Here is an 18943-nt window from a genome sequence, read left to right on the forward strand (position 1 = left end):
TTGAGGACGCAGGTCACGCGGCGGCGCACAACCCCTCGTTCGGCTCATCCTCATCACCATCGGGCGCCTCGCTGTTGGCCTCCTCGACCCGGCTGTCGGCCTTCCTGTGCTCCTTGTTCGGAGGGGCCCCCTTCTGTGGGGGCCGCGGCACGACTGCGCTCGTCGACTCCGCCTCGGCGGTCATGAGCTGAGGCAGGACGCTCGTGTACGTGTCCGAGGTGATCTGACGGGAACTGTGCCCAAGCCGCTCCTGGACCACCTTGATGTCGGCCTTGCCGAGGAGCGCCAGCGTGGCCGACAGGTGCCGTGTGTCGTGCAGGCGGATTGGCGGTAGACCCGAGAGCTCCACGAGCCTGTTGAACCGTCGGCTGATCCAGTCGGGGTGCAGTGGCTCGCCGTTCTCGTGCGTCCAGACCCGGTTGCTCTCAATCCAGGCTTTCTCACCGGACCACTGCTCGCGTTCCTTGTCCTGGGTTAGCCGCCACACACGCACCAGTTCGCGTGTTTGCGAGTCGAGCGTGACGGTCCGCACGCTGTCCTGCTTCGGGGCCTCGTCATACTGTCGGTACGCGATCTCAACGATCTGTGCGGAGATTCGGAACCACGAGCCCGACAAGCTGACCTCCGTCCAGGGCAGGGCGCACATCTCTCCTCGCCGAGGGCCACGGAAGATGAACCCGTGCCACATGGCGCACAGTCGGTCATCGCAGATGAAGTCGAGGAACTGGCCGGTCTGCTCCGGAGTCCAGACCATGACGGGACTGGGTTTTTGGCCCGTCCGCTTCCACTCTTCGACTCGCTCTGGTGTCCAGACCAGTGCCTTGGGGCGCTTGACCGCCGGCAGCTCGACCATCGCCGCCCAGTTGGTCGCGTACTCGCCGCGCTTGATGCCACTGCCGAGGAACGAGCTGACGGTGGCATTGATTCGGTGCATTGTGGCGGCGCTGGTGATTTTCCGCTTCCCCTTACGCCCCTCGCGGAGCGCAGCGTTGGCTTCGAGGTAGAGCCGACGTGTGAGGCGGCGCGCGGTCTTCATCCCCGCGGTACGGACCCACGCCGTGTGGGCGGCGTCGCGCGCATCCTGCAACTCGATGACCTTGGCGTGGTGAAGCAGCCGCTCGGAGTTCTCTCGTTCGATCGCGTCGTACAGAGCCTCGATGTGGCGCAGTTTCAGGTCGCGGCGTTTGATGTGCCCGAGGTGCGGTTCGAGGTAAAGGGCGATGTGCTCTTCGTAACCGTGACGCGTGGTGCGTGCCAAGCGCCTCTTCCTCTTGAGCCAGGTGTGCAGGTCCTCGCCCACGGTGGCGTCGCTGAGCACATCAGTACCTCTGATGGCGTCGCGGTAGATCTCCTCCGCCTTCGCTTTAGCGTCGTTCTTGGTGGCAAAGCCCCCTCGCCGTACGCGCTGACGCTTTCCGCCCTCTCCGGCTTCGAGCTCGAAGTAGAAGTACCAGGTCCCGTGCCCCTTCTGCGGCAGCTTCGGGCAGTTTTTGTCCAGCATGCGCATTTTCGGCTGGCCGCTGGCGGTGAGTATGGGGGAACCGTCGTCATCGACGGCCGGCGCCTTGCACGCGCAGCGTCGGTAGTAGCTGGGGTCGAACACGAACATCCCCTTCGTGGCCTTCGGTTGTGGATCTTCTGTGTCGGTCCTTGTCGAACCGATGCTCCATCTTGCCCCAACACTCCAGTGTTGGCGTATTCTTATGGGATGTTGGCGCGGGGGAGAACGCGACAACGGGATGACAACGAAGGACGCTTCTGTAGCCACGGACTCCGGGGCCGGTCCAATGACCCTGGAGGAACTGCTCGCACTGCCGCCGACTGTGAACGTCACGACGGCTGCGCGGGTCCTGGGGATCGGTGTGCACAAGGCTTACAACCTGATCAGGGAGGGGTCTTTCCCCGTGCGGGTGCTCACGCTGGGCAGCACGGTGAGAGTCCCTACGGCTGCGCTCTGGCGAGTGGTCGGAGTGGCGCCGCCCGCGTAGTGATCATGCGTAGCTTGGGTGTATCGATTTCGTAGGTCATGGCTCTGCTCATAGGGCCATGACCTACGATCAGGCGGCTATAGGGGGCGCATCAGACGAGAACGGACGACCGCATGCCACGGCTCTACGGTTTCGACGACGGGTCGAAACGTCGGCTACGAGATGACGAAGTGGACCCGCTTCGCCAGATGGCGAGCCGGGCACTGGAAGGTCAGTCCAACGGGGACATCGCCGTGTGGGCGAACGGCGAAGGCTACCGGGGCACGCTCGGAGGCGAGTGGAAGGACGCGTCAGTCGGGCGCCTCTTCCGCAACCCGGCGATCGCCGGACTGCGCTACGACGACGACGGTGAACTCGTCGACGCCGGCCACCCCGGTGCCATCACGCGCGAAGAGTTCCTGGCCCTCCGGGAGCGGGAGGAGAGCCGCAAGACGGGTGACGCGACGCCCCCGTTCGACTACCTGCTGGTGGATGGTGGGAGCACGTGTGGCAACTGCCGCCACCACCTCCAAGGGGCAAGGACGAACGCCGGAACCCCCGGCTACCGGTGCCGCCCCAGGGACAAGGAGGGGCGCGGCGGATGTGGCGAGGTCCGCATGGACGCCGAACTCCTGGAAAATCACGTCGGCGAGTACGTCGTGGCCGAGCTCCTCAAGCCCGGCATCCGCAAGCAGATCCTCAAGGCCCAAGATGCCGTCCGTGCCCAGGTCGAGGAGATGAAGACGACCATCGCGGACCTTGAAGGCCGCCGGAGCGAAGCGGCGACCCTCTACGGCAGGCGTCAGATCAGCAGCGACGCGTTTGTGACTGCGGACCGCGAGATCTCGGTCAACCTCAAGGACACCCGATCGCGCCTTCGCTACGCCGAGCAGATGGCGAACTTCACCCTCGGCGGTGCCAGTGATCTGGTGCGGTGGTGGAACACAGCGCCCTCCGCCTCAAAGAAGGCCATCACGAGGTTGTTCCTGGAAGACGTGGAGGTGTTCCCCGCAAGTGCCCGTGGAGTGCGCACCGTTGAGCCGGGGAGGGTAGTTCTGCGCTGGCGCAAGCTGCCCGGCCTTTCAGACGGCCACTGAGGTGGGCGCCTTGCGTGCGGCGAGGCGCCTGCCGACCATCGCCAGAGTCAGACCCGTGATCAGAGCGATCACAGCGAGCCCAGCCAGAGCGGGCGAGACGATCTCCTCGGTGTGCAGCGGCCACGGGTGCCTGAGGTAGTGCGTCACCAAATACGAGCCCTTGCTCGCTGCATAGGCGACGCCGAGGACGGCGGCAGTCGCTGACAGGGCCAGGCCCCTCGCCGTCCACACGTGGCCGCCCCGTTTCGCGGACAGGGCCATGCCCGAGCACAGGAATGCGATCTCTCCGCACGTGACCGCAACGTAGGCCAGGTAGACCATGAGGTAGACGGTGACGCCCGGAACCGTGGCGTACTCGGTCGTGAACTCCAGGCTCTCGTCCGTGGTCTCGGCGAACAGCGGCAGCATCGCGGCGAGGACGCACACCCCGAAGGCGATGCGCGCATACAGGCTGGCCTTCAACACCTGCTGGTTGTAAGACCAGTCGACGAGCATGAGCTGAAGACTGCCGCACCATAGCACCGCGCAGAAGTGAGCTCCGAGCTTGGCGGCGTTGTTCATGCCGGTTATGGACTCAACGAATCCGTCGATCGGCGGCACGGCGAGGATGACACCGATCGTGCAGACGCCGAAGGCCACGCTTCGGGCGAAGCGAGCGATGCGGTATTCGTTCCGGTTGCGCTGACGCCAGGCTTCCCGGGCGGAGAGCGCAGTGCCCGCTATGCCGAATAACGCGCAGAAGCCGAAGACGATGCCGTCCATGGTTCAGGTTCCTTCCAGATCAGAGACCGCTCGTTCTGCTGCTTCAGTGAAGCTGAGTCGCCGCCGCCGGCCTGGCCGCGGCGCTTCCGCGGCAGGAGGAATCGGTTCCGGAACTTCGGGGACGGTGAGATCGCTACGTCCGTGACGCAGTCGGATCTCACGAGCGGCCTCCAGGAGTTCGGCAGCCCCAGCCTCACCCAGGTCGTGGACAAGCCGAAGCGCCTCACGGGCGTCTTGTTGCTCCTCATATACAGATAGAGAGGTCAAACCGTTGTAACGGGGGAGTAGGTAACCTACCGGACAGTCGAATGCCCGTGCGAGTCCGATGAGTTGTGAGATCGACGGATTCGACTTGACCCCGTTCAGCAGGTCGTTCACGACCTGGTGGGTCATCGCCGGCTTCTCGCCGGGCCCTGCGGCCGTCGCGGCGGCAAGGGCGCGGGTGCTTGGAGTCTTCCCATCGGCCTCAACCTTGCGACGCAGCAGCAGGGCGAGCTTGCTGGCGAGAGGGATATCCGGGCCGGACGACATGAGGCGGGCTGCTCCTTTGGCGGCGTTGTAGACCCGGAGGAGGGGCGGGCAGAGCGGTCGTGAGGCGGGCGAGGCTGGCTCGACAGCCTAATGTCTATGTTGGTTGACATTGACATTAGACTGGCCTGCCAAGCAAGATCTGTAGACCAGCAGTAGATCGTGTACATAGCATGCGGGCCCCGCGCTTCTCCACTCCTCAAGGCTGCGAGATCGTGACCGGAGCTCCCCATCCGCTTGTTGTGTGCCGCGAGATTTTCTGTGTGGGGATCTAAGTGGACCGTCGCTCTTCGTGGGGCGGGCTGCTGCAACGCTGGGAGGATTGGGTGGGGATCGAGCTGGAGCGAGTGCTGGCCCGATTAGCGGAGTCCGACGGCAGGGAGGCCGTCGTTCTGGACGAGGATGCGGCCTTAGATGTACTGGGGGCCCTGTCCGTCGTCGATCCGAAGAGGGCTGGTCGTGGCGCCGAGTGCTTGAGTGGCGCCGTCGCAGGCTGATCAAACGGGTGAGAGGGCGCGGACTTCCCTGTGGGGGTCCGCGCTCACGCCTTTGACCTGCAAAAACTTCTCGAAAATTGTAGACCCCCCTCCTTGGTGCATATAGAATAGAACCACAAGGAGGGGGGAAGGAGAAGCCCCCGCCGACCTCTTGGAGACTCAAATGCCCCACAAATACGCCACCCTGAAGATGCGCCAGATCCGCCGTAACCCGAACCAGCCCCGTGTGTCCTTCAATGAGGAGGCGCTGACCGAGCTGGCCGCCTCGATCAAGGAGCACGGCCTCCTCCAGCCGATCGTTGTCCGCAAGATCGGGCCTCTCCCCCCGCACAAGCCCCAGGCGGCCGTGTACGAGCTGGTCGCAGGCGAGCGCCGTTTCCGTGCCAACGGGCTGGCAGGCAACAGCTCCATCGAGACGAAGATCCTCCTGACCGAGGGTGACGCTGAGATCAGTGACATGGAGTCTTTCAAGAAGGCGATGGCCGAGAACCTGAACCGCGAGGACATGCTCCCGCTGGAGGAGGCGCGCGGCTTCAAGAAGGTCCTGGACGAGGAGGAGGACGCCACTATCGCGGACGTGGCGAAGACCTTTTCCAAGTCGGTCCAGTACGTCAACCAGCGCCTGGCCCTGCTCGCCCTGCGCCCCGAGATCCAGACGGCCGTCGACCTCGGACACATCGGCACTCAGGCCGCCGTCCAGATAGCCGCCCTGACCCGGGACAACCAGAAGGCCGTCTTCGAGGACTGGAAGAAGGGCGACAAGAGCGACAACCAACTCGTCCACATCGCCTACGCCATGCGCAAGCAGGAGAAGGCGGCGCAGCAGGACTCCATGGTCGACGTCAAGGAGATGACCCCCGAGGAGAAGGCCCAGCACGGCCGGGAGCAGGCGAAGACCAAGAGTGACCTCGACGAGGTCGAGCGCATGTGCGAGCTGCTGGACAGCATCGGCAAGGCGGACCCGATGGAGCTGGCCCGCGCCCTGGAGGGGCAGGTGGGCAAGCGGCTGGAGCAGATGGACCGGGTCGCCAACTTCGTCCAGAAGGCCCGCTTCCAGCTCCGCCAGGCCAAGGCGCACGCCGACGCCAGCGAGATCATGGTCAACCCTGCGGCAGCTGCCCCGGACCTCGTCGCGGAGGCCGACGCCGCGCTCGCCAGCCTGGAGCCCGGCGCCGAGCCCGCCGCCGACGTCGCACCAGAGACGGAGGCCGCCATCCCGGCCCCGCAGGTCGAGGCCGCCGACGACTCGGAGCAGGAGAGCGCCCCGGAGCCGGGGGAGGACGACGCCGAGGCCGAGCGCGTCCCCGTCGCAGCCTGAACTGTCCACTCGGGGCGGCCCTCAACGGGCCGCCCCTCCTCTTTCCATCTGGAGACCCACCGTGATGAACGACATCTACGCTATGCGCAACATCAACCGGAACCTGTTCGCGGGAGTGCCGGTCACGGCCAACGCCCTTGAGGAGTACGACCCCGACGCCGCTCGGCTCGTTCGCGAGGCCGCGCAGCATCTGGTCAGGGCCCGCCGAGACAACGACCCGCAGGCTCTGGACGAGGCCAGCAACGCAACCTTCCAGGCTGCCGCCGAACTCCTCAACCAGGCCGGACGCTCCGTCTACGTCCGCTTTCCCATCATGCTGGCCGCGCGCCTGGTGGAACTCGAAGCGGCTCTGTTCGTCGCCAAGGACGCGAGCGAGGCGGAGGGGGAGGCCGCGTGAAGCGGCCCGCCCGCATCAACGGCCTCAAGACCTGGCCCGACGACGGAACCCTGCCGTGCGAAGTCTGCCGCCTCTGCGATGCCGACCTGGCCAACGCCCACAACCAGCTCGCATCCGCAATCTGCGTCGTCTGCGGCTACTGGGTGTGCGAGCTGTGCGATGCAGGGACGGACCCCGCCACCGGCGACGCCGTCTGCGCCGACCACAAGGGCCACCCGCTCGCCGTCAACTGCACTCAGTACGCCTGATCAGGAGTTCCAGCCATGCAGATAGATCCCGACGTACTCGACGCTCTCCGCGCGGCCACGGTCGACGGCCCGGCGCTCCGCCTGAACGGACAGCTCGACCGCAAGCTGTACGAGCGCGTCAACCTCGCCCTGCACGCGGTAGGCGGTGTCTGGCACCGCTACAAGAAGGCCCACATCTTCACCACCGACGCCGCCGACGCGATAGCCGGGCTGCTCGCCACGGGCGAGGTGATCACCGACGTCGACCGGGGGTTCTACCCCACGCCGCAGCCCACGGTCGAACGCCTCCTGGACCTGGCCGAACTCGAACCTGGGTGCGAAGTGCTGGAACCCTCGGCGGGGCGCGGCGCCATCGCCGAGGCCGCCGCCGCCCGCGGGGCCATCGTGGATTGCGTCGAACTCGACGTTGCCCGCGCCGAGCACATCCGCGCCGGCGGGTACGCCCGACAGGTCACGACCGCCGACTTCTTCAGCGTGCCGGTAGAGCGCCGCTACCAGCGGGTCGTCATGAACCCGCCATTCGCCGGACACCAGGACATCCGCCACGTCGAGCGGGCGCTGCGCTTCATCCAGCCCGGCGGCCTCCTCGTCGCGATCATGTACGGCAGCCTCACCTACCGGAGCGACCACAGGACCACGGACTTCCTCGCTCGGATATGGGAGGCGCGGGGGACCATGTGGGAGCTGCCCGCAGACGCCTTCCCAGCGGTAGGGGTGGCCACGATGATCGCGGCCATCCCGGTTCGCGACGTGGCTCCTCCTCGCGGCATGCGCCAGATCACGCTCAGGCCCGAGGACTTCACCGCTCGGCCTCGCTCGGTTCAGCAGGACCTGTTCCTCACGGATGAGCCAACTTCCCACGGAACGGCTCCCCTTGACGGGCTGGGACACGGGGCGCCGCACGACGGGCGGGATCACTCCGCACACAAGATAGATCCCAACAGTAAAGAGTGATACGTTCTATCTCGTTGGAGGGAACGGCCACAGCCGAGGAACCGACCCACCAACATGCCGTGGCATGCGGCATCCCCTTCGGTGCCTGGCGGGTGGCCAATCCCCCGCGCCCTACCCGCCAGGCATCGGCTCCGCGCCGAAGCGAAGCCACCCGGACCGCAGGCCACGAACACGACCGGACCCGCCCCCGCCCACGACGGGGGCGGGTCCCGTGCACTCCGGAACGACATGAGCGCAGACGACTTCAAAGGACATCCGGAAGACCGCGAGCTGTATCTCCGCCTGCTCATCGAACGGGACGGCCCGCCGGTCCGGGCGGCCGACGAGCGAGACCCAGGCCGAAGGGCCCGCCAAGACACCGACCCGAACGCGGCTCAGCGCAGCGCGGAACTCGAAGCAGCCATCTCAACCAGACGACCACCTAGGAGAACAGCGGCATGACCGAGAACCAGGCACCCGATCAGACCGAAGACCGCGAGCCACCCGTTCCGGGCGCCGAGTGGTGCAACGCCTGCGACGGCTGGTGCCTGCCGCCAGGCATCTGCCGCTGCAACAACCGCTAAGCGCCCCGGCTGATCGTCTAGTGTTGGCGTGCGTAGGGCGCGGGGAACGGCCTACACAAGGGACGCCCGTGACCGCGCTCGCCAACATCCCCGAACAGCTCCTGCCGCTTGCCGTCGCCATCGGTGACCTGGTCCCGTACTACCGCAACCCCCGCAGCGGCGACATCCCGGCCATCGCCGAGTCGCTGACGGTCAACGGCCAGTACCGGCCCGTCGTGATCAACAAGGGCACCCACACAGGGCGGCCCAACGAGATCCTGGCTGGCAATCACACCGTCGCCGCCGCCCAGCAGCTCGGCTGGGAACACATCGCGGCCACCTGGGTCGACGTCGATGACGACGCGGCGGCCCGCATCGTCATCGTGGACAACCGGACCAACGACCTCGCCGGTTACGACACCGCGCTACTCGCCGAAGTCCTCTCCGAGATTCCCGACCTCGCCGGCACCGGCTACGACCGCGACAGCGTCGACCGGCTCCTGGACGACACCTCGCTCCCCGAGACGCTGGAGCTGACCTCCGATGGAGCGGGCACCGGAGCCGCCGCCACCGTCGACTACCTCCAGTGGGGCTACCTCCAGTGGGAGTCCAAGCGGGTCCGGATCACCTCTGAAGAGGTCGAAGCCCTCAACGCCATCTACACGAAGTTCGTTGACGACACCAACAGCGACCTCGGCTTCGGCTGGCACGTCCTCCAGGAAGCCCACCGGGAGGGCGACGCCGCATGAGCAAGGCACCCACCACGACGTTCCACGAGGCGTACCCGCTCGACCAACTGCGCCCCGCCGACTACAACCCGCGCCGTCTCAGCGAAACGGCCTTCGTCCGGCTCCAGGCGTCGCTGCGCCGCCACGGAGTCGTCAAGCCGGTGATCCTCAACGCGGACGGCACACTGGTGGCAGGCCACCAGAGGACCAAGGGTCTCAAGGCCATCGGCCTGACCCACACCCCCGCGGTCATGCTCGGCACGAAGGTCCGCCTCCAGGACGAGATCCAGTTCAACCTGCTCCACAACCGAGTGGAGACCGAGGCCAGCGTCGTCTACGCCGAGCCCGGCACCATCGGCGCCTGGTCCTGGATTCCGTGGCAGTCCATCCGCGTCACCGAGCGCAAGAACCTCTCCTTCGTCAACGCCATCGGTCACATGACCGCCGGCCACGGCCCGTGGGGCAGCGTCGTCATCGATGATCAGGGGCGCATCGTCCTCAACGCCGAGTACGCCGTCGTCGCCTCCTTCTCGCGCTTCGACCTCCTCGCCTGGACCGTTACCTCGGCCGACGCCGCCCAGCTCCACGCCGACCTCACCGGGGAGTACGGCGTCTACGACTGGAGCGCGATCGAGAGCAAGGCACCCGTCTGGAACCAGCACATCGTCCAGCCCAAGCGGCTCCGGCAGTTCTCCTCCAAGGCCAAAGCGGGCAAACTCGCCTACGGCTCCGAGACCTGGGACCAGCTCGTCACCCCCTGGCTCAAGCCCACACACCGCGTGGTCGACTTCGGAGCCGGATACGGCGACTACGCCAAGCACCTGCGTGCCAAGGGCTTCAACATCCACGACTACGAGCCCTACCGCTGCCGGGACGGCTCGTACGCCGTCGACATCCGGGCGGTCGTCGGCATGATCCGTGACATCGACAAGGACATCCAGACCAACGGGCTGTACGACGTCGTTGTCCTGGACTCCGTCGTCAACGCCACCACCTCGCTCGACTACCAGCACTGGGTGATGACCACCGTCAACGCCCTGTGCGCCGCCGACGGAGTGGTCTGCCTCGGTACGCGGAGCCTCGCCCGCGAACTGCGCGATGAGCAGGCCAAGCGCGTTACCTCCCAGACCGCGACCACGAAGATGAGCTTCCTCGACGACGACAACGTGGAGATGAACTTCGTCAAGGGGAAGTGGCAGAAGCTCCGCTTCCACACCCCCGAGACGCTGGAGCCCATGCTCCGCCGCTACTTCGAGGACGTGAAGGTCACCGACCTCAGCGGGTCCAATCTCAAGGCGACATGCCGCCGCCCCATCGCACTCCCCAAAGAGGAATACGAGAAGGCATTTGAAGAGGAATTCAACATGCCTTATCCGAACGGCTTCCGCCATGACAGGCATCTGGAATTGGTGGGAAATTTGATAAAATTGGTAGTAGAGAGAAATGAATCTCTCGCCAGTTAGGAAGTAATTGGGGAGCGCATGTCGCAGCGAATACAGATCCAAATCGAGTCGCGAAGTCGGTACCACATCATGTGGCTGGCTGGCGTACGGCACGTCGCCCTCGACCAGCACTGCCTGCGCAGCTTCGGGCAACCCGACCGCCCCCGCGTAGACGTCCGCCGCCGGCATCAGGCGCTGGAACTTCCGCAGGACAACCCGCCACTGGCCTGGTACCTGTGCGCTCTGCCCAACCCGTGGAACTGGAGCCAGAACGCACACCTGGCCTTCGAGGGTGCACCGGGAGAACAGTGGAAAGGAGCCGCCCTCGTGCCCGGCCTCTTCGTCCACCTGGACAACGCTCGCCCCATCACAGGATGGGGCGAGCACAACATCCCCCCGACCGAGCCGCGCCGCAACTCGGCCCGATTCAGGACCTGCCGCAACTACCAGTTCGCCTGGTGGCTGCGCACTCAGCGCAACGCACCAGACGCGCCGCCCGAGTATGTGCCGCCCAAGAGGCCGGAGGAGGGTGAACAGATGTCACTGATGTGAGGTCGTTGGAGGGCTCGCGCTTGTGATGTCGAGATCATCAAGCTGAACGGCGTCGCCTTCTGGACTGGGTGCCAGTGCCTGCGTACCACCCTCCGGGTTGGACGGTGAGGCGGCTTCGCCGTCCTGCCCGGAATTCAAAGAGAGGCTTTCCTCGCCTCTCAAGGTCGCGCGAAATCGTCGCCAAGCCTTGACGAGAAATCCCGCCTCATCGAGCGTCTCGGTGGCCTTCTTTAGTGCGTTGGGGAGACCCAGCAAAATAGGCCACAGGAACGCGCCCGCTGTGAACAGGGAAATGATGGTCGCAACCATCCTCTAAACCCTTCCAATAAGGGTCGAACCGCGTGCGACAACGCATGCACTCAGTCCGACACACAATTAGTGATCGAACTGAGTTCCATGCCGACGCAAAGACTCAGGTCTTACCCGAGGGCTGCTTGGCTCAGCCCCCGTCCTGCTGGCGGGTACAGGCACTACGCTCGCCGCCCCCCTACGAGGGGCCAGAAGGCGAATCCACGGTCCGGTGCCAGACAGGAGAGCCGTTCGGACGCTCCATGGCATCGACCCGGGTAGGGGTCTAACGCGGCTTAGGCCACTGGGCGTTAAGCCGTACAGCTCCGGACTATATCCGTCGATAGCGCCAACTTCCACCGCTTCCAATGGAGTTGTTCATTTGAGCAGCTCGGACAGGGCGGACTCGCTGAGATGGGATCATGGAGACGGGCGCGGGGGCGCACCCGAGCTGTGAAGGACCCCCGCCGTGGGACGCCCCGACAAAGCCGCGCGTGCGGCCATCGCGCGCCGCCGCTCGGACGCCATCGACCTACGACTCGCCGGCGTGGACTGGCTCACGATCGCCCGCAAGCTCGCCGCCGACCCTGCCGCCAATTCTGATGGCATCGCCTACCCCCAGGGCTACGGCATCGAGCGGTACCGCAAGAACCAGGACCCGCCTACCGACGAGGCCCTGATCCACGCCGCTTGCCGCGACGTTCGCACTGCACTCGCCGACCGTCGCGCCGAGCTGAACGACGACGTTGACGAGCTGCGGGCCCTTGAGGCCGACCGGCTCGACCGGCTGTTCTTCGTGGCGTACAAGAAGGCGGTCCGGGACCAAGACCTCGCGGCCATCGATCGAACTTTGCGGATCATGGAACGCCGAGCCCGGTTGCTCGGTCTCGACATGCCTGTGAGGGCGGAGCTGTCCGGCCTCGACGGCGGGCCGGTTCAGATCGAGAACGTCACCGCCGATGAGCTTGACGCACTGATCGCCCTCACCGACCCGGACGCCGGATGAGGCCCCGTGACAACGAGAGGGTTGTCGCCCATTACAAGACGCTGCCGCCGGCCCAGCGCCGTGCCATCGTTCGGTCCGCCTCCCCGGCATTGCGGGTCGAGCTGGCGCATGCGGAGCGGAAGTTGGCGATGGACCGTTCGCCGGGCGCTCTCGCTGCGGTCCTCACCGGCGGCCGGGAGATGCAGGCTCCACACCTGGACCTGATCGACAGCGCGTTCATCGACATGGCTGCGGGCCGCTGCGACCGCGTCATGCTCACGATGCCTCCGCGGCACGGCAAGAGCCGACGGGCCTCGCGGTGGGCACCCCTCTGGTACCTGCGGCGCAACCCCGGCCACCGCATGATGATCGCCAGCTACTCCGCCGATCTGGCTGACGACCACGGTCGGTGGATCAGGGACGCCATCTACACCTGGGGGGACGACCTCGGCATTCAGCTCAAGACCGGCTCGCAGGCTGCCAACCGATTCGACATCGTCGGCGGGGAAGGCGGCTTGCTCGCCGCAGGCATCGGTGGCGGTCTCACCGGGCGCGGTGCCCACATCGCCATCGTGGACGACCCGGTCAAGGACATGGCCGACGCGGACTCTCCGACTATGCGCAAGCGTGCCTGGGACTGGTGGACCTCTGTACTGCAGACCCGGCTCGAACCGAGCGGTGCTATCTGCTTGATCCAGACCCGCTGGCACGAAGACGACCTTGCCGGGCGGATCCTCGCCACCGAACGAGACGCCTGGCGGGTCATTGACCTGCCGGCCCTCGCCGACAGCCCCGGCGACCCGCTCGGCCGGGCAGCCGGCCAGCCCCTCTGGCCCGAACGCTTCGACGCAGCCCACCACGCCAAGACCCGCAAGCGCGTCGGTGAACGGGTCTGGGGCGCCCTGTACATGCAGAAGCCGCGCCCGCCGGAGGGAGGCGTGTGGAAGCGTGAGTGGATCGACACGGCACGTATCAACGCCGTCCAGTTCTCCGGCCTCGACATGGCGCGCATCGTGGTCGCAGTGGACCCCGCCGGCGGAGAGTCCACCGTCGGGGACGAGACCGGCGTCATCGGGGTCGGCCGGGACTTCGACCGACAGCTCTACGTCCTCGCGGATCGTTCCGGCTCCATGGGCGCCAACGACTGGGGCCTGGCCGCCTGCCGTCTCGCGCTCGAACTCAAAGCAGACGCCATCGTGGTCGAGAAGAACTACGGCGGAGACATGGCCCGGCAAATCGTCAGGCAGGCGTGGGAGCAGCTGCGCCGTGAGGGCGTCACCAAGGGGCTCCTCATGCCGATGATCCTGGAGGTCACCGCGAAGGTCGGAAAGCGCCTGCGTGCAGCGCCGGTGGCCCAGCTCTACGAACAGCAGCTCGTGCACCACGTCGGCGAGTACCCCGACCTGGAGGACCAAATGGTCACCTGGGTCGAAGGTATGGACAGTCCGGACCGTATGGACGCCGCCGTGCACGGCCTGACGGAACTGGCAGACCCCGAGCAACTCGACACCCTCCCAGGTGACATCGATGATGATCGCTTCGATGGCCGTCGGTGAGCTGGTGGCTGCAGTCGGCAAAAACGGCCCCATGAGGAAACGGCCCCAGCCTGATGTCGGCCCGAGCTCCGCAAGTCGCTCACGGAGGGGGGTCTGTCAAACGAGCGGTGTAACTCGGGTTGTTGAGGGTTACTGGCGGGCTGCGGAGAGTCGGCCGTCGAAGGTGATGTCGAAGGCGTTCAAGGCTGTCTTCCAGCGCATGGTCCAGCGGGCTTGGCCCTTGCCGGTCGGGTCGAGCGACATGATTGCCATGTAGACGCATTTCAGTGCGGCCTGCTCGTTGGGGAAGTGGCCGCGGGCTTTCACCGCCCGTCGGATCCGCGCGTTCACGGACTCGATCGCGTTCGTCGTGCAGACGATGCGGCGGATTTCGGTGTCGAAGCGGAGGAAGGGAGTGAACTCCTCCCACGCGTTCTCCCAGAGCCGCACGATCGCCGGATACTTCTTGCCCCACGCGTCGGCGAACTCCGCGAACCGCTCGAGTGCGGCGTCTTCGGTCGACGCGGTGTAGACGGGCTTGAGGAGTTTCGCGATCTTGTCCCAGTCCTGGCGGGCGGCATAGCGGAAGGAGTTCCGCAGCAGGTGGACCACACAGGTCTGCACGACCGTCTGCGGCCAGACGGTCTCGACCGCGTCGGGCAGGCCCTTGAGTCCGTCGCAGACGAGCATAAGGACGTCGTTCACGCCGCGGTTCTTGATCTCGGTGAGGATGTGCATCCAGTGCTTGGCGCCCTCGCCGCCGTCGCCGGCCCACAGCCCGAGAATGTCGCGCCGACCCTCGGTCGTGACCGCCAAGGCCACGTAGATGGGCCGGTTGGCGACCGCGCCGTCGCGGATCTTCACGTGGATGGCGTCGATGAAGACCACCGGGTAGACGGCGTCGAGCGGCCGGTTCTGCCATTCGGCCATGCCCTCGAGAACCTTGTCGGTGATCGTGGAGATCGTCTGACGGGACACGTCGGCGCCGTAGACCTCGGCAAGGTGGGCCTGGACCTCGCCGGTGGTCAGGCCCTTCGCCGCGAGCGAGATGACCATCTCGTCCACGCCGGACAGACGCTTCTGCCGCTTCTTGACGATCTTCGGCTCGAAGGAACCCTCACGGTCGCGGGGCACAGTTATCTCCACCGGGCCGACATCCGTCAGCACGGTCTTGGATCGGGTGCCGTTGCGGGAGTTGCCACCGTTCTTCCCGGCGGGATCGTGTTTGTCATAGCCGAGGTGGTCGGTGATCTCGCCCTCGAGAGCCGACTCCAGGAGCCGCTTGGTCAGCTGCTGGAGCAGCCCGCCCTCGCCGGTCAGCTGAAGGCCCTCGGCCTGAGCCCGGCCCACCAGCTCGTCAATCAACCGGTCGTCCACAGGCTTCGACGGAACCGCCTCAGACGGCTCGGCAGGATCGGCCTCGGTCACGTTGTCGCTGGTCATCGATGCATCTTCCATGATCGGGAGTTACACCGAACGTTTTACAGTCCCCACGCCCGCGCACCAGCCGCGGGGAGAGGCGAGCAGGACGCGGCGGGGGCGTGCGGCCGGTTGAAGTTTTTGGGGCGGTTTGGTCATGTCGTCCTCGACGTGGTGCGAAAGGTCTTGGAGTGCCTTATGGCTGTGGTGTGGCGGGGATGCTGGTCCGCGGTGTCTAAGCGATCGCTCCTCCTGGATGAGACATGTGCGCGCCTTGGTGGGGTATAGCGGGGCACGTTGGGTGTGCGTCGTCGTGGTTTGGGTCCGGCGTGGGGCTCGCGGCGCGAGGTTCTGAGCGAAGAGAGGGGACTGGCTGTTGTCACGCATCGCTAGGGCTCTCCTCGGTGCCTTGGGCCAGTTCTGCACCCAACCGCATGGCTTCCTCGACAAGGGCGTCGACGATTTTCGACTCTGGGACGGTCTTGACGACCTCGCCCCTGACGAAGATTTGGCCCTTGCCGTTGCCGGAGGCAACACCGAGGTCGGCCTCGCGTGCTTCCCCGGGTCCGTTGACGACGCAGCCCATGACCGCGACGCGCAGGGGGTAGGGGAAGCCGTCCAGCGCAGCGCTGACACGTTCCGTAAGGGTGTAGACGTCGACCTGGGCGCGGCCGCAGGAAGGGCAGGAGACGATTTCCAGCTGGCGGGCGCGTAAGCCCAGCGATTGCAGGATCTGCAGGCCGGCCTTGACCTCTTCCACGGGGGGTGCCGTGAGAGAGACGCGGATCGTGTCTCCTATGCCCTCGTCCAAGAGGATCGCGAAGGCGGTCGCGGACTTGATGGTGCCCTGAGGCGGAGGGCCAGCTTCGGTGACGCCTAAGTGCAGCGGGTAGTCACAGGCGGCTGCAAGCTGACGGTAGGCGGCTACCGTGGTCAGCGGGTCGTGGTGTTTGACCGATATCTTCAGGTCGGTGAAGCTGTGTTCCTCGAAGAGGGAACACTCCCACAGCGCGGACTCCGTCAGTGCCTCGGGGGTGGCTTTGCCGTACTTGGCCAGCAATCGCCGGTCCAGACTGCCGGCGTTCACGCCGATGCGTATGGGCACCCCGGCCGCGGTGGCGGCCTTCGCGATCTCTTTGACTCTGTCGTCGAAGGCTTTGATGTTGCCGGGATTGACCCGCACCGCGGCACAGCCGGCGTCTAGGGCGGCCAGGACGTAGCGAGGCTGGAAGTGGATGTCGGCGATGACGGGGATCTTCGACTTTGCGGCTATCGCGGGCAGGGCGTCGGCGTCGTCCTGGGTGGGCACTGCTACGCGCACGATTTCGCATCCGGCTGCGGTCAGTGCGGCGATCTGCTGCAGTGTCGCGTCTATGTTCGCTGTGGGGGTGGTGGTCATGGACTGAACGGAGACTGGTGCGCCGCCGCCTACCGGGACATTACCGACGTGGATTTGCCGACAGGCGCGGCGAGTCGGCGAAGCGGCCGTGGTGGGCAGGGCGGGATGTGGGAGGTCGACGGCGGTCATTGAGGGCTCCCGTCGGGGATCGTCGTGTGCTGGTGGGGTTTTCCGGTGCGCGCGCAGGACGGCGTAGGTGATCTGCTCGGCCGATAGGCCAGCGTCGGTCAGCACTCCTTGGCGGGTGCCGTGTGTGAGGAAGGTCCGGGGCAGACCCAAATTGTGGACGGGGGTGGGGATGGCGTTGTCGAGCACTGTCTGGGCGAGGTTGCTGCCGAGGCCTGAGGTGCGGGAGCTGTCCTCAACAGTGATCACCAGCCGGTGCCGGGCGGCCATGGCGAGCAGTTCCGGCGCGACGGGTATCGCCCAGCGCGGGTCGGTGACGGTTACCCCGATTCCCTGCTTGGTCAGCTGGGCTGCGGCTCGCAGGCATGTCGGAGCCATCGGTCCGTAGGAGACCAGGAGGACGTCGCGGATGCCGGACTCCGACAGGACATCCACACTTCCGGCGCGTCGTATGGCCTGCGAGCCTTGCTCGGCTGTCCCCTTGGGGAAACGCAGGGCTGTGGGGCCCTCGTGCATGGTGGCTTCACGCAGCAGCGACCGCAGTTGGTCACTGTCTCGGGGCACTGCCAGTTGCAGGCCGGGCACAATGCCGAGGAGGGGTGCGTCCCACATGCCGTGGTGGGACGCACCGTCGGGGCCGGTGATGCCGGCCCGGTCCAAGACGAAGGTGACCGGCAACTGGTGCAGTGCCACGTCCATGAGGACCTGGTCCGCAGCACGGGTGAGGAAGGTGGAGTACAGGGCGACGACGGGGTGGAAGCCGCCCATGGCCAGGCCGGCCGCGGAGGTGACGGCATGCTGCTCGGCGATTCCGACGTCGAAGACCCGCTCGGGGTACTTCATGGCCATGGGGTGTAGGCCGGTGGGGCGGAGCATGGAGGCGGTGATGGCTACCAGGTTTTCCTGCTCATCGGCCAGCTCCAGCAGGGTCTGCCCGAAGACGCTGGTCCACGACACGGTGGGCGGGCCGGGGGCGGGGCGGCCAGTAACGGCGTTGACGGTGCTCACCGCGTGCAAACAGTCCGCTGCATCGTCCTCGGCGGGCCGAAGCCCCGGCCTTTGATGGTCACCGCGTGGACGACGACGGGCCGCCGCAGGACCCGCGCCTGGTCCAGAACAGACTGCAGGGCGCCAGTGTCGTGGCCATCGACGGGCCCGAGATACGTGAAACCAAGGTGGGTGAACAGGTTCGCAGGGGCCTGGTCTGGGGATGCGGTGGAGGTGCCGGGACGCTTCAGGGTCTGCAGGTGGCTGGCAAGTGCGCCGGTGGTGGGGGCGTACGAGCGGCCGTTGTCGTTAAGGACTACGACGACTGGACGTGTGCTTGCGCCGATGTTGTTCAGCGCTTCCCATGCCTGGCCGCCGGTCATCGCCCCGTCGCCGATGACGGCGACCACCGACCGGTCCCGGTATCCGCGCAGTTCGTGGGCTTTGGCCAGGCCGTCGGCATAGGAGAGGGAGGCGGAGGCGTGGGAGTTCTCGCTCCAATCGTGCACCGACTCGGCGCGCGAGGGGTAGCCGGAAAGCCCGCCGGCTTGGCGTAGGCCGTCGAAGTCTGCAGCGCGTCCGGTCACGATCTTGTGGACGTAGGCCTGGTGACCGGTGTCGAAGAGGATTGCGTCGCGGGGCGAGTCGAAGACCCGGTGCAGGGCGATAGTCAGTTCCACCACGCCCAGGTTGGGCCCTAGGTGACCGCCCGATGCACAGACCTTCTCGATCAGGAACGTACGAATGTCCTGGGCTACGTCTGAGAGCTGTTCGGTCGGCAGGGCACGCAGGTCGTGCGGGCCGCCGAGAGTGGTCAGGTGCGCCCCTGCGAGGGTGGTGGACTGCTCGTGGGCGGATGCCTGGGAAAGTTCGGTCATGATGCCTCCCGGCCCCGCGCTGGGACGCGCCGGGTTGAGGTGTGCGGGTGTGTCCGATGCAGGCTTTTCCGGTGGTGGCGCCTCCAAGAGGGCTTGGACGGCGGTGGGCATGTGGCGCGGGAGGGCGGTGCGGGGTTGGGCATGAGCTTCCTTCCTCCGCGGACCAGGCCACCAGCAGCCGGGAGGGCTGGTGCGGCTGCACGGCCGTTGTATAGGTGAGGCTCCTTAAGGTGCCCCATTTTTTGTGTGCTAGCGCCGCAGTCGCGGGCGCACTGGGGTCACGTCGGCGCGATC

At 66.3% G+C, this 18943-nt stretch carries 19 protein-coding genes and 1 pseudogene; 12 read left to right on the top strand and 8 right to left on the bottom strand.

The features are described 5' to 3' along the window. Nucleotides 1-13: 13 nt before the first annotated feature. Nucleotides 14-1603, bottom strand: a complete 1590-nt coding sequence (locus OG452_RS24510; RefSeq protein ID WP_327297722.1) for a tyrosine-type recombinase/integrase — start codon at nucleotides 1601-1603, stop codon at nucleotides 14-16. Between the two features lie 184 nt (nucleotides 1604-1787). On the opposite strand from OG452_RS24510, the gene OG452_RS24515 reads away from it, so the two are divergent. Both OG452_RS24515 and OG452_RS24520 read left to right on the top strand, forming a co-directional pair. Beyond that, nucleotides 1788-1988, top strand: coding sequence for a DNA-binding protein (locus OG452_RS24515; protein ID WP_327297723.1), 201 nt, complete (start codon nucleotides 1788-1790; stop codon nucleotides 1986-1988). 113 nt (nucleotides 1989-2101) lie between these two features. Further along, nucleotides 2102-3064, top strand: coding sequence for a recombinase family protein (locus OG452_RS24520; RefSeq protein ID WP_327297724.1), 963 nt, complete (start codon nucleotides 2102-2104; stop codon nucleotides 3062-3064). Here OG452_RS24520 and OG452_RS24525 read toward each other — a convergent pair. Together OG452_RS24525 and OG452_RS24530 are read right to left on the bottom strand one after the other, a co-directional pair. Continuing rightward, nucleotides 3050-3826 (bottom strand): hypothetical protein, encoded by a 777-nt coding sequence (locus OG452_RS24525; RefSeq protein ID WP_327297725.1) that lies wholly within the window; start codon nucleotides 3824-3826, stop codon nucleotides 3050-3052. The genes OG452_RS24520 and OG452_RS24525 overlap by 15 nt on opposite strands. Before the next feature lie 3 nt (nucleotides 3827-3829). Next, nucleotides 3830-4357 carry a hypothetical protein gene (locus OG452_RS24530; RefSeq protein ID WP_327297726.1) on the bottom strand — a complete coding sequence of 176 codons (528 nt, stop codon included), beginning with the start codon at nucleotides 4355-4357 and terminating at the stop codon, nucleotides 3830-3832. 657 nt (nucleotides 4358-5014) lie between these two features. On the opposite strand from OG452_RS24530, the gene OG452_RS24535 reads away from it, so the two are divergent. The 8 genes from OG452_RS24535 (at nucleotide 5015) to OG452_RS24570 (ending at nucleotide 11032) form a co-directional block, all read left to right on the top strand. Next, on the top strand, nucleotides 5015-6169 hold the full coding sequence (locus OG452_RS24535) for a ParB/RepB/Spo0J family partition protein (RefSeq protein WP_327297727.1): 1155 nt from the start codon (nucleotides 5015-5017) through the stop codon (nucleotides 6167-6169). A gap of 64 nt (nucleotides 6170-6233) precedes the next feature. Beyond that, nucleotides 6234-6566: a hypothetical protein gene (locus OG452_RS24540; protein WP_327297728.1), complete on the top strand. Its 333-nt coding sequence runs from the start codon at nucleotides 6234-6236 to the stop codon at nucleotides 6564-6566. Next, nucleotides 6563-6814, top strand: coding sequence for a hypothetical protein (locus tag OG452_RS24545; RefSeq protein ID WP_327297729.1), 252 nt, complete (start codon nucleotides 6563-6565; stop codon nucleotides 6812-6814). The genes OG452_RS24540 and OG452_RS24545 overlap by 4 nt, the downstream gene beginning before the upstream one ends. A 15-nt stretch (nucleotides 6815-6829) precedes the next feature. Beyond that, complete coding sequence (locus OG452_RS24550) at nucleotides 6830-7768, top strand: hypothetical protein (RefSeq protein ID WP_327297730.1); 939 nt, start codon at nucleotides 6830-6832, stop codon at nucleotides 7766-7768. Nucleotides 7769-8205: 437 nt separating this feature from the next. Continuing rightward, nucleotides 8206-8331, top strand: a complete 126-nt coding sequence (locus OG452_RS24555) for a hypothetical protein (protein WP_327297731.1) — start codon at nucleotides 8206-8208, stop codon at nucleotides 8329-8331. A 68-nt stretch (nucleotides 8332-8399) separates the two neighbouring features. Continuing rightward, nucleotides 8400-9059 carry a ParB/RepB/Spo0J family partition protein gene (locus tag OG452_RS24560; protein ID WP_327297732.1) on the top strand — a complete coding sequence of 220 codons (660 nt, stop codon included), beginning with the start codon at nucleotides 8400-8402 and terminating at the stop codon, nucleotides 9057-9059. Continuing rightward, complete coding sequence (locus OG452_RS24565) at nucleotides 9056-10501, top strand: methyltransferase domain-containing protein (RefSeq protein ID WP_327297733.1); 1446 nt, start codon at nucleotides 9056-9058, stop codon at nucleotides 10499-10501. The genes OG452_RS24560 and OG452_RS24565 overlap by 4 nt, the downstream gene beginning before the upstream one ends. A 69-nt stretch (nucleotides 10502-10570) precedes the next feature. Beyond that, nucleotides 10571-11032, top strand: a complete 462-nt coding sequence (locus tag OG452_RS24570; protein WP_327297734.1) for a hypothetical protein — start codon at nucleotides 10571-10573, stop codon at nucleotides 11030-11032. Here OG452_RS24570 and OG452_RS24575 read toward each other — a convergent pair. Then, nucleotides 11021-11341, bottom strand: a complete 321-nt coding sequence (locus tag OG452_RS24575) for a hypothetical protein (protein ID WP_327297735.1) — start codon at nucleotides 11339-11341, stop codon at nucleotides 11021-11023. The two genes, OG452_RS24570 and OG452_RS24575, sit on opposite strands and share 12 nt — an antisense overlap. 448 nt (nucleotides 11342-11789) lie before the next feature. Between OG452_RS24575 and OG452_RS24580 the strand changes: the two genes are divergently transcribed. Beyond that, a complete protein-coding gene (locus tag OG452_RS24580; RefSeq protein ID WP_327297736.1) occupies nucleotides 11790-12326 on the top strand; it encodes a hypothetical protein in 537 nt (178 codons plus the stop codon). Next, a complete protein-coding gene (locus OG452_RS24585) occupies nucleotides 12323-13861 on the top strand; it encodes a terminase large subunit domain-containing protein (protein ID WP_327297737.1) in 1539 nt (512 codons plus the stop codon). The genes OG452_RS24580 and OG452_RS24585 overlap by 4 nt, the downstream gene beginning before the upstream one ends. Nucleotides 13862-13990: 129 nt before the next feature. Here the strand turns inward: OG452_RS24585 and OG452_RS24590 are convergent, their stop codons facing one another. The 4 genes and pseudogenes from OG452_RS24590 to OG452_RS24605 form a co-directional block, all read right to left on the bottom strand. Then, a complete protein-coding gene (locus OG452_RS24590) occupies nucleotides 13991-15283 on the bottom strand; it encodes an IS256 family transposase (RefSeq protein WP_327296320.1) in 1293 nt (430 codons plus the stop codon). Between the two features lie 355 nt (nucleotides 15284-15638). Beyond that, complete coding sequence (gene ispG, locus OG452_RS24595) at nucleotides 15639-16787, bottom strand: flavodoxin-dependent (E)-4-hydroxy-3-methylbut-2-enyl-diphosphate synthase (protein WP_327299766.1); 1149 nt, start codon at nucleotides 16785-16787, stop codon at nucleotides 15639-15641. A 129-nt stretch (nucleotides 16788-16916) separates the two neighbouring features. Next, nucleotides 16917-17792: pseudogene (locus OG452_RS24600) on the bottom strand (transketolase C-terminal domain-containing protein); the annotation flags it as partial. Continuing rightward, complete coding sequence (locus OG452_RS24605) at nucleotides 17789-18649, bottom strand: 1-deoxy-D-xylulose-5-phosphate synthase N-terminal domain-containing protein (protein WP_327297738.1); 861 nt, start codon at nucleotides 18647-18649, stop codon at nucleotides 17789-17791. The gene OG452_RS24605 and the pseudogene OG452_RS24600, both read right to left, overlap by 4 nt. Between the last annotated feature and the right edge of the window lie 294 nt (nucleotides 18650-18943).

Origin of the sequence: Streptomyces sp. NBC_01197 (genome assembly GCF_036010505.1) — a bacterium.
In the GTDB taxonomy this organism is placed as follows: Bacteria; Actinomycetota; Actinomycetes; order Streptomycetales; family Streptomycetaceae; genus Streptomyces.

Bases quoted from the DNA above. Each gene is read 5' to 3' on its own strand.
- OG452_RS24540 (WP_327297728.1), top strand. From the start codon at position 6,234: ATGAACGACATCTACGCTATGCGCAACATCAACCGGAACCTGTTCGCG.
- OG452_RS24565 (WP_327297733.1), top strand. From the start codon at position 9,056: ATGAGCAAGGCACCCACCACGACGTTCCACGAGGCGTACCCGCTCGAC.
- OG452_RS24590 (WP_327296320.1), bottom strand. From the start codon at position 15,283: ATGACCAGCGACAACGTGACCGAGGCCGATCCTGCCGAGCCGTCTGAG.
- OG452_RS24550 (WP_327297730.1), top strand. From the start codon at position 6,830: ATGCAGATAGATCCCGACGTACTCGACGCTCTCCGCGCGGCCACGGTC.
- OG452_RS24585 (WP_327297737.1), top strand. From the start codon at position 12,323: ATGAGGCCCCGTGACAACGAGAGGGTTGTCGCCCATTACAAGACGCTG.
- OG452_RS24605 (WP_327297738.1), bottom strand. From the start codon at position 18,649: ATGACCGAACTTTCCCAGGCATCCGCCCACGAGCAGTCCACCACCCTC.
- OG452_RS24570 (WP_327297734.1), top strand. From the start codon at position 10,571: ATGTGGCTGGCTGGCGTACGGCACGTCGCCCTCGACCAGCACTGCCTG.
- OG452_RS24525 (WP_327297725.1), bottom strand. From the start codon at position 3,826: ATGGACGGCATCGTCTTCGGCTTCTGCGCGTTATTCGGCATAGCGGGC.
- OG452_RS24520 (WP_327297724.1), top strand. From the start codon at position 2,102: ATGCCACGGCTCTACGGTTTCGACGACGGGTCGAAACGTCGGCTACGA.
- ispG (WP_327299766.1), bottom strand. From the start codon at position 16,787: ATGACCGCCGTCGACCTCCCACATCCCGCCCTGCCCACCACGGCCGCT.
- OG452_RS24555 (WP_327297731.1), top strand. From the start codon at position 8,206: ATGACCGAGAACCAGGCACCCGATCAGACCGAAGACCGCGAGCCACCC.
- OG452_RS24535 (WP_327297727.1), top strand. From the start codon at position 5,015: ATGCCCCACAAATACGCCACCCTGAAGATGCGCCAGATCCGCCGTAAC.
- OG452_RS24575 (WP_327297735.1), bottom strand. From the start codon at position 11,341: ATGGTTGCGACCATCATTTCCCTGTTCACAGCGGGCGCGTTCCTGTGG.
- OG452_RS24515 (WP_327297723.1), top strand. From the start codon at position 1,788: ATGACCCTGGAGGAACTGCTCGCACTGCCGCCGACTGTGAACGTCACG.
- OG452_RS24530 (WP_327297726.1), bottom strand. From the start codon at position 4,357: ATGTCGTCCGGCCCGGATATCCCTCTCGCCAGCAAGCTCGCCCTGCTG.